This window comes from Georgenia yuyongxinii, from assembly GCF_006352065.1.
Taxonomy (GTDB): Bacteria; Actinomycetota; Actinomycetes; order Actinomycetales; family Actinomycetaceae; genus Georgenia; species Georgenia yuyongxinii.
This window is the reverse complement of sequence record NZ_CP040915.1, coordinates 2,269,682-2,284,297: the sequence shown is the minus strand read 5'-3', so window position 1 is coordinate 2,284,297 and position 14,616 is coordinate 2,269,682. Positions and strand designations below refer to the sequence as shown.

The 14,616-nt window shown below is 70.8% G+C and carries 10 protein-coding genes; 8 read left to right on the top strand and 2 right to left on the bottom strand.

The genetic code is table 11. The features are described 5' to 3' along the window. Positions 1-92 precede the first annotated feature (92 nt). The 8 genes from FE374_RS10350 (at position 93) to FE374_RS10315 (ending at position 12,142) form a co-directional block, all read left to right on the top strand. The gene (locus FE374_RS10350) at positions 93-1,022 is read left to right on the top strand and encodes a LysR family transcriptional regulator (RefSeq protein ID WP_168205661.1); all 930 of its coding nucleotides are present in this window, start codon (positions 93-95) and stop codon (positions 1,020-1,022) included. 154 nt (positions 1,023-1,176) lie between these two features. Then, complete coding sequence (locus FE374_RS10345) at positions 1,177-2,319, top strand: alpha/beta hydrolase family protein (RefSeq protein WP_139928826.1); 1,143 nt, start codon at positions 1,177-1,179, stop codon at positions 2,317-2,319. Between the two features lie 78 nt (positions 2,320-2,397). Further along, positions 2,398-3,399, top strand: coding sequence for an ABC transporter substrate-binding protein (locus FE374_RS10340; RefSeq protein ID WP_139928824.1), 1,002 nt, complete (start codon positions 2,398-2,400; stop codon positions 3,397-3,399). A 136-nt stretch (positions 3,400-3,535) separates the two neighbouring features. Beyond that, positions 3,536-4,534, top strand: a complete 999-nt coding sequence (locus tag FE374_RS10335) for a VOC family protein (protein WP_139928822.1) — start codon at positions 3,536-3,538, stop codon at positions 4,532-4,534. Positions 4,535-4,659: 125 nt separating this feature from the next. Further along, a complete protein-coding gene (locus tag FE374_RS10330; RefSeq protein WP_223173509.1) occupies positions 4,660-6,783 on the top strand; it encodes a hydantoinase/oxoprolinase family protein in 2,124 nt (707 codons plus the stop codon). After that, positions 6,780-9,035: a hydantoinase B/oxoprolinase family protein gene (locus FE374_RS10325; protein WP_139928820.1), complete on the top strand. Its 2,256-nt coding sequence runs from the start codon at positions 6,780-6,782 to the stop codon at positions 9,033-9,035. Before FE374_RS10330 ends, FE374_RS10325 begins: the two co-directional genes overlap by 4 nt. Positions 9,036-9,047: 12 nt before the next feature. Next, positions 9,048-9,998 (top strand): BKACE family enzyme, encoded by a 951-nt coding sequence (locus tag FE374_RS10320; RefSeq protein WP_223173508.1) that lies wholly within the window; start codon positions 9,048-9,050, stop codon positions 9,996-9,998. A 29-nt stretch (positions 9,999-10,027) separates the two neighbouring features. Then, the gene (locus FE374_RS10315) at positions 10,028-12,142 is read left to right on the top strand and encodes an acetate--CoA ligase family protein (RefSeq protein WP_139928818.1); all 2,115 of its coding nucleotides are present in this window, start codon (positions 10,028-10,030) and stop codon (positions 12,140-12,142) included. Positions 12,143-13,089: 947 nt separating this feature from the next. Here FE374_RS10315 and FE374_RS10310 read toward each other — a convergent pair. Both FE374_RS10310 and FE374_RS19535 read right to left on the bottom strand, forming a co-directional pair. Beyond that, positions 13,090-14,250, bottom strand: coding sequence for a UxaA family hydrolase (locus FE374_RS10310; RefSeq protein WP_223173507.1), 1,161 nt, complete (start codon positions 14,248-14,250; stop codon positions 13,090-13,092). Further along, positions 14,229-14,528 carry a UxaA family hydrolase gene (locus tag FE374_RS19535; RefSeq protein ID WP_223173506.1) on the bottom strand — a complete coding sequence of 100 codons (300 nt, stop codon included), beginning with the start codon at positions 14,526-14,528 and terminating at the stop codon, positions 14,229-14,231. The genes FE374_RS10310 and FE374_RS19535 overlap by 22 nt, the downstream gene beginning before the upstream one ends. Between the last annotated feature and the right edge of the window lie 88 nt (positions 14,529-14,616).

The following is a 14,616-nucleotide window of genomic DNA, read 5'->3' as shown; positions in this document are numbered from 1 at the left end:
GGAAGATAGGTGACGCCGCAGATTCGCGGAAACAGATGCTGACGATGCGACACATCGACATGATCGATGCACCCCGCTGGAGGAGGAGCCACATGTCGGAGAAGCTGGCCAACGTCGACCTCAACGTGCTCGTCGCACTCGACGCCTTGCTCGCCGAGCGGAGCGTGACCCGTGCCGCGGAGCGGCTGATGGTCGGTCAGTCGGCCATGAGCTCGACCCTGGCCCGGCTGCGCCGACTCTTCGACGACCCTCTGCTGGTCCGACAGGGCCGCATCCTCGTCCCCACACCGCTGGCCGAGTCGCTCGTCGTCCCGGTCCGTGAGGCGCTGTCGATCGTCGAGTCCGTGCTGGCGGTGCGCACGGACTTCGACCCGACCACCGACCAGCGCAGCTTCACGATCAGCGCGAGCGACTACATCGGCCTCGTCCTGCTCCGACCGCTCCTGGAGCGGCTCAACGAGGAGGCGCCCAACGTCAGGGTCAACATCCTGCCGATCAACCCCGTGGGCTTCACCGACGCGCTCCGCCGCAACGAGGCCGACCTGCTGATCCTGCCGCGGGAACTCCTGGGGGCGGACGTCGGTTACCCGTACAAAGCGCTGTTCACCGACCGCTACCTCGTCGCCGCCGACCGTGACCACCCCGACCTCGGCGACGCGATCACGGTCGAGCAGCTCAGCGAGCTGCCCTACCTCGCCTACCGTGCGGGCGCCATGATCGGCCTGCCGGAGAACCAGCTCGACCAGCAGCAGATCCCCCGAAACCTTCAGGTCACCGTGCAGTCCTTCGTCGTGGCGCCATTCCTCCTCCGTGGCACGGGGCTGATCATGCTCATCCACGAGCATCTGGGCCGTCTGCTCGTCGAGGAGGCACACCTGAAGCTCCTTGACCCACCCATGCCGCTCGTACCGTTGCAGGAGGTCATGGTGTGGACGTCCCGGCACACCGCCGACGCCGGCCACCGGTGGCTGCGAACCCGCCTTCTGGAGCTGGCGGGAGAGGTGACCGCCTCCGGCGCCTGACGTCGTGACAGCTCGAACATTGACCGCATCGATCCCGCGCATCGCCAAACTCGCCTTCCGGGCGACACCCGCTCCCCTCTAGCGTCCCGGCGGGAGGGCGCCGGCCGACGTCGACCGCGCCTCTCCTCACCGAATTTCGCAGAGAGGCGCCTTCGTGTTCGAGATCTTCCCCAACAAGTACGTGTGGAACCTGTCGGCCAACATCGCACTGAGCAGCGGCGGCGAGATCGAGGAGATCCTCGAGGCCTGCCGTCCCCTCCTCGATGCCGCCGGCAACGGGGAAGACCCGGGTACCGAGGACTTCTTCGCCTCGTGGTGCGCGGTCGCCGACCGGCAGGTCGAGCTCGCCGACGAGAACGCGGCGGCCGGGCGGAGCCTCAGCGCCGCCACCCGGCTGCGCCGTGCGGCCATCTACTACCAGGTGGCCGAGCGGATGCAGTCTCGCGGCTTCGCGCCTCGCGCCGAGGCCTACCGCAAGATGCTCGACGCCTTCGAGCGGGCAGTGCGTCTGGGGGAGGAGAACTGCGAGCTCGTCGAGGTCCCGTACGAGGGCACCACGCTGCCTTCGCTGTTCGTCCGGGCCGAGAGCTCCGGCGCTCCCGCTCCCGTGATGGTGCACTTCAACGGCCTGGACAGCACCAAGGAGATGATCTACTGGTCGGGCATCGGCCAAGAGCTCGCCCGCCGCGGGGTCTCCACCCTCATGGTCGATCACCCCGGGACCGGCGGGGCGCTGCGCCTGCGGGGCCTCACCGCCTTCCCGGAGAGCGAGCGCTGGGGCGCCGCGTGCGTCGACTACCTGTGTACACGCGACGACGTCGACCCGGACCGGATCGGCGTGATGGGCTGGTCGCTCGGCGGCTACTACGCGCCGCGCGCCGCCGCGTTCGAGAAGCGGTTCGCCCTCTGCGTCGCCTGGGGCGCGAACTACAACTGGGGCGAGCTCCAGCGCCGGCGCCGCGAGCGCGAGGGCGAGAACCCCGTCCCGCACTACTGGGACCACGTCCAGTGGGTCTGGGGCAAGAACTCGCTCGAGGAGTTCATGGACTTCGCGCCGGCCGTCAGCCTGGTCGGCGTCGTCGAGAACATCACCGTGCCGTTCCTCGTCACCCACGGGGAGAACGACCGGCAGATCCCGCTGGAGTACGCCCACGCCCAGTACGACAGCGCCGTCAACAGCCCCAAGCGGGAGCTGAAGATCTTCACCCGTCGCGAAGGTGGCGTCGAGCACGTCAGCGCCGACAACCAGCCCGTCGCCACCAACTTCATCGCCGACTGGGTCGCCGAGACCATCTGACTCGCCCACCCAGATCACCCTCCTGCACGACCCCGAGGCGACGACGCCGCGGGAGATCCCCCATGCCGAAGGAGCACCATGTCGACCCCTCTACGCCGCACTGCCGGCCGCGCCGCCGTCCTCAGCCTCGCCGCCCTCGTCCTCGCCGCCTGCGGCAGCTCAGGCGCGAGCAGCAACCCGACCACCGACGCCGCGACGTCCGCCGGACCGGCGGCCACGGAACAGGCCGAGGTGCTGCCGATCACGATCGGCACCCTGCCCATCGTCGCGACGTCCGCCCTCTGGTACGGCGTCGACCAGGGCATCTTCGAGGAGCACGGCCTCGACGTCACGATCGACACGGGGGTGGGCAGCGAGACGATGGTCGCCGCCACCCTCGCCCACGAGGTCGACTTCGTCACCCTCAACTCCGTCTCCCTGATGGTCGCCCTCGACGCCGGTGTCCCGCTGCAGGTCGCCGGCGGCTTCAGCCAGGCGTGGGAGGACGGCGACGAGGACATCTCCGCCGTCCTCGCCAAGCCGGACTCGGGCATCACAGGCGCCGCGGACCTCGCCGGACGCACCGTCGCCGTCAACACCCTGAGCTCGGCGGGCACGCTCACGATCAACGAGGCGGTCCGCGCGGCCGGCGGCGACCCGGCGGAGATCGACTTCGTCGAGATCCGTTACCCCGACATGCTTCGCGCCCTCGAGGCAGGTGACGTCGACGCGATCTGGGAGGTCGAGCCGTTCATCACGATCGCCCAGGGCAACGGCGCGCAGGTCGTCTCCTGGAACTTCGCCGAGTCCGCCCCGGGGCTCTCCACGCAGCTGATGGTGACGGCGGCCGACCAGGACCCGGAGGTGCTCGAGCGCTTCACCGCCGCACTGACCGAGGTGCTGGACGCGGCGGGGAGCGACGAGGCCGGCCTGCGCGAGATCCTCGTCGAGAAGCTCGAGATGGACCCGGCACTCGCAGAGCGGGTGCGGATGGACCGGTTCGCGACGGCGATCAACCTCGAGGCGCTCAGCACCCTCGCTGGCCTCGCGCACGACGAGGGGCTCGTGTCGAAGCCGGTGGACATGTCGATGTTCGAGTAGGTCCATGTCGAACGCATCGACCGCATCGATCCGCAGCATCCGGCTTTGCCTCTTTCTGAGGCCATCCCGCCCAGACCACAGTTGACGAGACCGCTCGACGACGAGCGCCACCCAGACCGCCCTGGAGGCATCCCCCATGGAGAAGCTTCTGTCACACCTCTCCCACCTCGAGATCGCGAGCCCCGACGTCGAGGCGTCGGCCGCGTTCTACGAGCAGCAGTTCGGCATGCGCATCGTCGACCGCGTCGACGGCGCTACCTACCTGCGCTGCTGGGGCGACCACTACCGCTACAGCCTGATCATCACCGAAGGGCCGGATCCCGCCCTGACCCGCATGGCCTGGCGCACCGAGAGCGCCGAGGCGCTGGAGGTCGCAGCCGGCCGCGTCCAGGACGCTGGCATCACCGGCACGTGGAGCGAAAGCGGCCACGGCTACGGCCGCGCCTTCGAGTTCGAGGGCCCCTACGGCCACCCCATCCGGCTGTTCTGGGAGGTCGACCGCTTCGAGGCCGACGCCGCGCACGCCTCGATCTTCCCCGACCGCCCCGAGAAGCGCTCCAGCCACGCCGGCGCCCCGCGGTTCCTCGACCACGTGACCATTGCGGCCACCGACGTCGACGGCTTCGCCGCCTGGCACCGCGACGTGCTCGGCTTCCGGCTCATGGCCCGCACCCAGCTCGACGACACCAACATCAGCGTGTTCTCGGTGCTGACCACCAACGAGAAGTCCCACGATCTCGGCGTGGTGCTCGACCACTCCACGCGGGCCGGCCGCGTCAACCACATCGCGTTCTGGGTGGACACCCACGAGGAGCTGCTCATCAGCGCGGATGTGCTCATGGAGAACGGCACCCCGATGGAGTCCGGGCCGGGGGTCCACGGCATCGGCGAGCAGCAGTACCTGTACTTCCGCGAGCCGAGCGGCCTGCGGGTGGAGCTCAACTCCGGTGGCTACCGCAACTACCTCCCCGACTGGGAGCCCAACACCTGGACCCCGGGCCTGGGCGGGAGCAACTTCTACCGCAACGCACCCATCCCGCAGTCGATCTTCGAGTCCTTCCCGGCGGCCGACGGCCTCACGGCCACCGAGGACGGCGTCCACCCCGACATGCGCGCCGCGCTGATCAACTCCTGACCGGCCGGGGCACGGAGTCCCGTTCGCCGCCGGCGGACGGGACCGCCAGGGCCACTGCATCACTTACGACCTGACTCGACGGCGTCATTCCTGGACGACGACGTCACTTCTGAAGGAGCACCCGGTTGACCGCGATCACCGAACCACCCACATCGGCGCCGGACACGGACGGCTGGGCCGTCGGCACGGACGTGGGCGGCACGTTCACCGACCTGTGGCTGCGCGCGGCCGACGGCCGCTCGTTCGTCTGCAAGTCCCCGACCACCGCAGACGTCGTCACGGGGGTCGTCGACGCGCTCCACCTCGCGGCCGAGATCGCGGGTCTGCCCACCGAGGAGCTCGCCCGCCAGGTCACCCGCTTCGGTCACGGCACCACCGTCGGCCTCAACGCGCTCCTCACCGGTCGTACCGCCAAGGTCGGCCTGGTCACCACCCTGGGCTTCGGTGACGTGCTGGAGATCGGCCGGCTGCGGCGGGGCACGGCGGGCCTGCAGGGCCTGGATCTCGGCAACTACTTCCTGCGCGGCCGCACGGCCCCGCTGGTGCCACGCGAGCTGGTCGTGGAGGTCACCGAGCGCGTCAACCCCCAGGGCGAGGTCGTCACGCCGCTCGACGAGCCCTCCGCCCGGCGCGCGCTGGAGCATCTGCGCGACGCCGGTGTCGAGGCCGTCGCGATCTGCCTGCTGTGGGCCACGGAGAACCCGGCGCACGAGACGGCGCTCGGCCGCCTCGCCGCCGAGATCCTCCCCGGCGCGTTCGTCTCCGTCTCCCACGACATCGCACCGAGCGTGGGGGAGTACGCCCGCGCCTCGACCACGGTCGCCAACGCTGCGCTGGGCCCGATCGCCGGCGGCTACCTCGGCACTCTCGAGGACGAGCTGCGTGCCCTGGGCATGACCGCCCCGATCATGATGACGACCTCCGCCGGTGGCGTCGTGCCGGCCGCGACGCTGACCGCCACTCCCGTCCGGGGCCTGCTGTCGGGGCCGGCCTCCTGCGTCGTCGCCGGCCAGGCCCTGGGCGTCCGGCTGGACCGGCCGAAGATCCTCACCCTCGACGTCGGCGGCACGAGTTTCGACGTCGGCGTCGTCGTCGACGGTGCCCCCCTCCTGCGCGAGGAGGTCACCTTCGGCGGGGCGGACATGCGCGTCCCCAGCGTCGACATCGCCAGCATCGGCGCCGGCGGCGGCTCCATCGCCGCCGTCCGCGACGGCATCCTCAGCGTCGGGCCGCGCAGTGCCGGCGCCGTGCCCGGGCCCGTCTGCTACGGCAAGGGCGGCACCGAGCCCACGACCACCGACGCCGACCTCGTCCTCGGCGTGCTCGACCCCGACCGCTTCGGCTCGGGCGGGATCCGCCTCGACGTCGACGCCGCCCGCACCGCGCTGGCCGAGCAGGTGGGCGAGCCCCTCGGGCTGAGCCCGATGGAGGCCGCGCGCGCAGTGCGGGAGGTCTTCGACGCTGCCATGGCCGACCTCCTGCGCGCGGTGACCATCGAGCGCGGGCACGACCCGCGCGAGTTCACCCTCGTCGCCGGGGGCGGCTCCGGGCCGTCCCATGCCTGGAAGCTGTGCCGCGAGCTCGGCCTGGACGGCTTCGTCGTCCCGGCCACCGCCACGGCCCAGTCCGCCTTTGGCGCGGGCACCTCCGACCTGCGCACGACGGCGTCACGCACCAGGTACCAGCGCCTCGCCCCGGGGGTGGAGCCGACCGCGGAGCACGCCGCCGAGCTGACGGCGGCCCTGGCGGACGCGCGCGAGCGGGCCCTCGGCACGATCCCGGACCCGGGCCTCGCCGAGGTCAGCCATACCGCCGCCGTGCGCTACCGCGGGCAGGCACACCACCTGGACATCGCCGTCGCCGACCGGCCCGACGCCGCCGCGGTCGAGGCGCTGCTGGCAGAGTTCGAGACCGAGTACGAGCTGCTCTTCGGCAAGGGTGCCGGGTTCCGCGAGGCGGGGTTCGAGATCCTCTCCGTCCGCGCCGTCGCGGCCCTGCGCTCGACCACCCCGACCTCCTCGACCTCCGGGGAGGAGCTGACGGTGCGGGAGGTGCGGCCCGTCGTCTTCGACGACGCGCACGCCCCCGAGGACACGGTGGTCTACGGCTGCGACTGGCCCGCTGCTGACCAGCACGTCGCCGGACCGGCCCTCATCCAGCTTCCCGGGTGCGTCGTCGTCGTCCCGCCGGGTGGCAGTGCCACCACCGACGACGCCGGCACCATCCACGTAAAGGTAGGACAGGCATGAGCACCCTCGACCTCTCGGCCCAGGCGCCCACCACGACCGACCCGGTGATCGCCCAGGTGGTGCGCAGCCGCCTGGTGGCCATCACCGACCAGATGCGGCTCGCGCTGCAATCGGTCAGCGGCAGCCCCACGGTCACCGAGGCCAGCGACTTCTTCACCGGCCTGTACCTGCCCGACGGCTCCTTCGCCACGATGGGTCACCAGGTCACGTTCGAGGCGCCGCCGGTCGGCTCCCTCATCCGGCACCTGCTGGCCTCCGGCCGCAAGCTGCGCGACGGCGACCGCATCATCGGCAACGACCCGTTCGTCGGCGCCCTGCACCAGAACGACGTCCAGATGTGCGCACCGCTGTTCGTCGACGGCGAGCTGGTCGCGTGGGCCGGCGTCATGGCACACGAGACCGACGTCGGCGGCATGGACTTCGCCTCCTGGTCGCCCAAGGCCAAGGAGATCTGGCAAGAAGGCCTGCGGATCCCCGCCGTCACCCTCGTCGACCGCGGCGAGCTGCGCGAGGACGTGCTGGAGATGGTCCTGTCCGCCTCCCGCCTGCCGGCCCAGCTCGGCCTCGACATCCGGGCCTTCATCGCCACCCTCAACGTGGCGGCGGAACGGCTGGGCGACCTGTGCCACCGGTACGGCACCGACGTCGTCCAGGGCGCCATGGCGGCGATGGTCGACGACGCCGAGCGCAAGCTCCGCGACCGCCTCCTGACTATCCCCGACGGCGTGGTCCGCACCCGGGACTTCCTCGAGCACGACGGCCACACCGACAAGCTCTACACCGTCGACCTCGTCCTGACGAAGGAGGGCGACCACCTCACGCTCGACTTCTCCGGCTCCTCCGAGCAGGCACAGGGCTTCGTGAACTGCTCGCGCGCCGGCCTGATCGGCGGGGTCGCCGGTTCCCTCATCCCGACCCTCGGCTTCGACATCCCCTGGAACGACGGGTTGCTGCGCCCGGTCGACGTGGTCGCCCCCGACGGGCTCGTGTGCACCGCGATCCCGCCCGCGCCGGTGGGCAGCGCGACGGTCGAGACCGTGTGGGTGGTCTCCAACGTCGTCTCCGCCGCGCTGAACCGGCTGCTCGCCGCCACCCCGGAGTACGCCCACCGCGCGCAGGCCGTCAGCAGCGGCACGATGGCCACGTTCAACCTCAGCGGCAAGAACCAGTTCGGCGAGGTCTTCGGCCTGCACCTCATGGACCCGCTCGCCGGCGGCTTCGGCGCCTTCGCCGCCCATGACGGCCAGGACGCCGCGGGCCCGATCAACGCGCCCTGCCCCTCGATCGCCGACGTCGAGGTCAACGAGCTCGTCACCCCGCTGGTGTACCTCTACCGCCGCCTGGCCCAGGACACCGGGGGAGCGGGCCGCCGCCGCGGGGGCCTCGGCGCGGAGGTCGCCCTGACCGTGTCCGTGCCCGCCGCCGAGGCCCTCGTGATGACCCACGGCGCCCAGGTGCCCAACTCCACCGGCCTGGGCGGCGGCCTGCCCGCCGGGCTCGTCCGGCAGTCCTTCGCCGCCGGCATCATGACCGGCTCCGCCGACTCCGCGCGGCTGGCCGGCCTGCTGACCGGCCGCACCGAGCAGGACCCCCGCTTTGCCGACCTGGGCTCCAAGCCCGGCGCCTTCCCGATCACCGACCGGGACGTCTTCGCGGTCACGTGGCAGGGTGGCGGCGGCATCGGCGACCCACTCGACCGCGACCCGGCCGACGTCGTCGCCGACGTGCGCCGCGGCGTCGTCTCCGCCGCCGCCGCCCGGGACACCTACAGCGTCGTGCTCACCGACGGCGGTACCGGGTACGACGAAGCGGCGACCGATGTGCTCCGGCGCGGCGAGCGCGCCGCCCGCCTCGGCGTTCCGGTCGACGACGTGCCCGAGCGTGGCCGGCCCATCGACCCGGAGCTGCAGCCCGCCGGCCTGCGCGACGGGGAGACCTGGCTGCCGCTGTCCGACCGGCTCCGCGCCATCCGCGGTACCGACGGCGTCTGGCGGGTGGAGACCGTCGACGGCGCCGTGCTGGTCACCGGCTCCACACGGTGGCGCAGCGGCGCGAAGCCGGTTGCGCTGCCGCTGCCCGAGCGGGTGGGGTCCCACCTGCACCGCGACCTCGCCGTCACCGGCTGGCTCTGCCCCGTCAGCGGGCACCTGCTCGCCGTCGACATCCACCTCGCCGGCAGCGAGCCGGCGGACGACCTCGACCTCGACCTCACCCCCGGCGGCGCCGCCGAGCGGCTCGCGCTGCGCGTCTGAAAGGACCCCACCATGGCCACCACCACCGCCGCGAACATCAAGCCGCGAAAGGTCATCGTCACCATCGCCCCCACAGGCGGCATGGCGTCGAAGGAGCAGAACCCGCACCTGCCCACCCAGCCCGAGGAGATCGCCGACGACGTCGCCGCCTGCGTCGAGGCGGGCGCCTCGGTGGCCGCCATCCACGCCCGCCGGCCCGAGGACGACCTCGCCACGTGCAGCGCCGACGTCTACGGCCGCATCAACGAGGCCCTGCGCGAACGTACCGACGTCGTCATCAACATCTCTACCGGCGGCGGCATCTCCGGGGACATGATCAAGGAGAACTCCGAGGGCCAGCTGCGCATCGACTTCACCGAGCGGCTGCGTGGCCTCGAGGCCCCGCATGTGGAGATGGCGACCTTCGACGCCGAGTCCTTCGTCATCACCACCGGCGGTCGCGAGATCGTCAACCTCACCACCCCAGCCCAGTGCGACGAGCTGGCCGCCCGGATGACCGAGCTCGGGATCAAGCCCGAGTGGGAGGTCATGAGCACCGCCCACATCCGCCAGGACCCCAGCCGCCTGATCAACGCGGGCTTCGACGCCCAGCCGTACTGGGTCAACGTCGTGCTGGGCCTCGACCGCGGCTTCCAGGGCGCGCTGCCCTACACCCCGCGCATCCTCCACCAGATGGTCGACGAGCTCCCGGAGGGCGCCGAGCTGTGCGTCTCCGCCGTCGCCGCGAACCAGCTCCCCGCCATCACCCACGCCGTCCTGCTCGGCGGTCACGTCCGGGTCGGGCTCGAGGACAACCTCTACTACCGCCGCGGCGAGCTCGCCACGAACGTGCAGCTCGTCGAGCGGGCGGTGCGAATCATCCGCGAGCTCGGTCATGAGATCGCCACCCCGGAGGAGGCCCGGCAGATCCTCGGCCTGAAGAGCCTTGCGCCGGCCCAGCCCGCTCCAGCCGTGCTGCCCTGACTGCGCCACCCTCGACCTACGGAGCCCCGATGACGTCCACCCCGACTGCCCCGCGCCTCGCGGCAGCCACGCTCGAGCCCTTGTTCGCGCCGTCCGGCGTGATGGTCGTCGGTGCCTCCGCCACGCCGGGGAAGCTCGGTGCCGTCATGGCGGAGTCCCTCCGCGGTCACAACGCGCCGCTCTATCTCGTCAACAACCGCGCCGCGGGCATGCACGCCACGATCAGCGACGCCCTGGCGGCCGCCGAAGGCGAGGTGGACCTCGCGGTGATGTGCATCCCCGCGCCGGCGACGGCGCAGGCCCTGCGCGAGTGCGCCGCCGGCGGGCTGCGCGCGGCGCTGGTGTGCGCCGGCGGCTTCGGGGAGGCCGGCCCGGCCGGCGAGGCCCATGAACGCGCGGTCGTCCAGGCCGTCCGTGAGACGGGGATCCGCCTCCTCGGTCCCAACACGTCCGGGTTCTTCGTGCCCGGCAGAGGCCTGCGGGCCAGCTTCGTCCCCGGCGTCGCGGCGGTTCGCCCGGGCCCGGTGGCCGTGGTCGCCGCGAGCGGCGGGGTGAACCACGCGCTCGCGTTCCGGCTGCAACGGGCCGGGGTCGGCGTCAGCCTCGCCGTCGGCCTGGGGGCTTCGCTCGACGTCGGCGCCGAGGACGTGCTCGAGCACCTCGTCGGCGACGACGGCACGCGCGTGGTGGCGCTGCACCTCGAGACCGTCAAGGACGGCCCCGCGCTGCTCCGGGCGGTGGCACGGCTCTCCGCGGTCAAGCCCGTCGTCGCCCTGGTGGTCGGCCGAAGCGACGTCAGCGAGTTCGCCAGCTCGCACACCGGGGCCCTGGCCACCTCCTGGCGCACCACCCGCGCGCTGCTCCGGCAGGCCGGCGCCGTGCTCGTCGACGACGAGGAGGCGCTGGTGGACGGCGTCACCGCGCTCGCCGGGCGCCGGCTCGCGCCGTCGCCCACCCCCGGCGTCGCCCTCATCACCGCGCAGGCGGGGCCAGGTCTCCTCGTGGCCGACGCGCTCCAGAGCGCCGGGGTGGACCTGCCCCGGCTGTCCTTGCAGACCCAGGCGGCCGTCGCCGAGCAGCTGCCCCCGATCACCTTCCAGGCCAACCCGGTGGACACCGGCCGACCAGGCCCCGGGTTCGACCGGGTCGTCGCCGCCGTCGCCGCGGACCCGGCCGTCGACGCGCTGGCGGTGTACGGACTGACCGAGCCGGTGGTGGACCTGCCCGCAGCCGTCGCACAGTCGGGTGCGTCCGACGTCGTCCCGGTGCTCATCGGCGTGGACGGCCCCCAGGGTGACCTGGACCAGGCACGGGCGTCCGCCGCCGAGCTGGGACTGCCGCTTCTCGCCGGGCCCACCGCCCTGGCGCGCGGGCTCGTCGCGCTCGTCGAGGACGCCCGGGCGCAGTTCGCCCGCTCGGTGGAACCCGCCCCGGCGGCAGAGCCGGCACGCCTGACCGGACCCTGGGACGAGATCCGGGCGAAGGAGCTCCTGGACCAGATTGGTCTGAGGACGCCGCCACGCCGGCGCTGCACCACCAGGGCGGAGGCGCACGAGGCACTCAACGTGCTCGAGACCCCGGTGGCCGTGAAGCTCGTCGACGCCGCGGTGCTGCACAAGACGGAGCTCGGGGGAGTCCACCTCAACATCCGCACGGCGGCCGAGATGGACGGCGCGCTCGATGCCCTGGAGGCCGTGGGAGCCCGCGAGTTCCTCGTCGAGTCCATGGCGGCGCCCGGCGTCGACCTCATCGTCGGCGCCCGGCGTGACCCCGTGTTCGGGCCCGTCGTCCTGCTGGGAATCGGCGGTACGGCCGCCGAGGTGATGGCCGACGTCGCGATCCGGTCGGTGCCCCTAGATGAACGGGCCGCTGCCGGTATGGTGGACGACCTCCAAGGCCGTGCCCTCCTCCTAGGGCACCGGTCCGGACCGGTCGCCGACCGGACCCAGCTGGCCGGCGTGCTCACCGCACTGGGCGGCGTCCTACGCGCGACCCCAGCGATCGACGAGATCGAGGTGAACCCGCTGCGGCTGACGGCCTCCGGCCTGGTGGCCCTCGACGCCGTGGTCGTTCCGAGCAGTGACATAGCGGTAGACGGGGACGCCCGCACAGGGCACGTTGACGCACCAGCAGCGCAGAGCTGAGCACAGCCGGGGCAGGGCTGCGTTGTGCGCTCCTGTGATTTGCGAGCTGGCGATCATCGTCATCCTGCAGTGGCACGTAGCGGGAACGGGCGCCATACACCAGGCCCGGTCCGCGAAGTTCCAACGGTTTTGACTTGTTCTGACTTGACGATCAGCTTCTACGGTTCCTCGGCCCCACCGGCCGTTGAATCTGGTCAGAGGGGCCGGATCTGCGGAATTTCGCGGATCCGGGCCTTTTCGTGTCTTCGGGCGTCGTGGACACCGAGAGACATGAGAGGCACGAGAATCCCATTCGCAATGGCACGGGGATGGCACGACGGACACGCGACAGGAGGTACGGAGATGAGCGAGATGAACAAGGCGGCGCGGCAGCGTCGCGAAGGTTGGGGAGCCTCTCGAAGCTGCTGTCGAAACGGTGCCAGGTTAGCTGCACCGGACCGGGCGCAAGCTGTACTCGGCGCGGACCGAGGACGACAAACCGCTGACGTTCCTCACCGAGGGAGACGCCCGCGCGTGGCTCAACCGAACGCACGGGTCCATCAGCAAGGGGGAGTGGGAGCCGCCGGCGGTGGCCGCTCGCCGGCGGCGGGCGGAGGCCGAGGCGGCAGCGGTTCGAGACATCACCTTCCGGGACTACTCCGAGCAGTGGCTGGAGCGGGTCACTAGCGAGCCGGGCAAGGGCGGCAGGATGCGTAAACCCGAAAACCTCAGGGCACACTAGCCACACAACGGCGGGGTAGACTTTTCGCCCCGTCGGAACTGGCCTACTTTTCGTTCGTCGCTGACAGTCAGGGAGTCGAACAAACCGGGCCGCTCGGTATACCCATGGTCGCTATGGGAGGAACACCTTCAGGTCGCGCGAACTTGTGTGGAGAATCGCAAGGCACGCGACGACGTCCCCGCCTGGCCGGTCAGACGGGGACGTCGCCGCGTGCGTGTCGTCCGGGTCAAGCACTCCGGTACAGCTTGGTGATGGTGAACTCGCGGTGGCCAAGAGCCTCGGCGCACGAGAGCCTGCCGTTCACGGTTCGTTCGACGATGTTGATCAGCTCCTCGCCAGCGTCCTCAACCGAGCGCCCTTCGGTGAGCAAGCCCGAGCAGTCGACGTCGATGTGGTCCTTCATCAGGTCCGCGGTCTGCGGGTTAGCTGTGATCTTGATGACGGGGATGATGGGGTTGCCAATGACGTTGCCCTGCCCCGTCGGGAAGAGGTTGATCACGCCCCCGCCAGCGGCCATCAAAGTGACGCACTCCGCAGCGGCCGAGGAGGTGTCCATGAAGTGCAACCCCGGGCGGCTCGGTGCCTCAGCGGGCGCGAGGGCACCGACGATCGGCGCGGTGCCCGTCTTGACGATGTTGCCCAGGGCCTTCTCCTCGATAGTGGACAGGCCGCCGGCGATATTTCCCTGGGTGGGTTGCGAGCCGAGAAGGTTCGCGCCGGTGTCCTCGATCATCTGGATGTAGTCGTCGTAGAACCCCTGGAAGCGTGCCCGGACCACGTCATCGATGCAGCGCTCGGCGATGAGGTGCTCGCCGCCGGTAAGTTCGCTTGTCTCTCCGAAGATCATCGTGCCGCCGGCCTCGACCCATTTGTCGCTCAGGTAAGCGGTGATTCGGCATGAACCGAGGCCGGTGGTGGTGTCCGACTCGCCGTCCTTGGTCGTGAGGAGGATGTCGGACCAGTCGATGGGCTCGCGTGCTTCCTCGCTAGCGGCCTGCATGTACTCCTTGGCCACGCGTGAGGCGAGCTCGATCACTTTGAGATCGCCGTTGCCCTCGATGGAAAATCCTTCGACGGGCTTGCCGGTCTTCTGGATGCCCTCGACGATCCGGTTGGTCCAATTGGGCTCGATACCGATGACGATGACAGCTGCGACGTTGGGGTTGGAGCCGATCCCAATAAGCGTACGGAATGTCAGGTCAAGGTCCTCCCCGAACTGAAGCCGCCCGTATGCGTGGGGGAGGGGAAGTGCGCCCGGCACGAGCGCGGCGACGCCCTCGGCAGCTGCGTTGGAGAGGTCGTCCACGGGGAGGATCGCGACGTGATTGCGCACGCCCACCGCCCCGTTCGACCGCCGAAATCCTGTCAGGCGAGGCTTCTTTGCCACCGGGCACTCCTCAGGTTGTGGATGTGGACGTAATCGCCCTTGGTGATGTCCTTGCTGGCTGTGCCGATCCGCAGCCCGTACTCGATGACGTCTGCCTCTGCTGCCACATGGGACAGTGCAACCTTGTGGCCGAGCGGCACGGGCTGAGTGACGTCGATCTGGGCCGATGGGGTCTCGTCGAGATAGCCGACTGTGGCCTCTCCTGGTTCGACGTCCCGAACCGCGACAGCGACAAAGTCGCCCCGCCTGTGTGCCAGGAAGTCTGGCTGTCTGATCATGGCCCCTCCTTCTGGTAAGTGGTCCGACCTCTGGTGTTTGATAGCCTATGTATTTCGTCACAGATGTCAATGACAAGAGGAGCGTCCG

Bases quoted from the DNA above. Each gene is read 5' to 3' on its own strand.
- FE374_RS10350 (WP_168205661.1), top strand. From the start codon at position 93: ATGTCGGAGAAGCTGGCCAACGTCGACCTCAACGTGCTCGTCGCACTC.
- FE374_RS10335 (WP_139928822.1), top strand. From the start codon at position 3,536: ATGGAGAAGCTTCTGTCACACCTCTCCCACCTCGAGATCGCGAGCCCC.
- FE374_RS10325 (WP_139928820.1), top strand. From the start codon at position 6,780: ATGAGCACCCTCGACCTCTCGGCCCAGGCGCCCACCACGACCGACCCG.
- FE374_RS10320 (WP_223173508.1), top strand. From the start codon at position 9,048: ATGGCCACCACCACCGCCGCGAACATCAAGCCGCGAAAGGTCATCGTC.
- FE374_RS10340 (WP_139928824.1), top strand. From the start codon at position 2,398: ATGTCGACCCCTCTACGCCGCACTGCCGGCCGCGCCGCCGTCCTCAGC.
- FE374_RS19535 (WP_223173506.1), bottom strand. From the start codon at position 14,528: ATGATCAGACAGCCAGACTTCCTGGCACACAGGCGGGGCGACTTTGTC.
- FE374_RS10315 (WP_139928818.1), top strand. From the start codon at position 10,028: ATGACGTCCACCCCGACTGCCCCGCGCCTCGCGGCAGCCACGCTCGAG.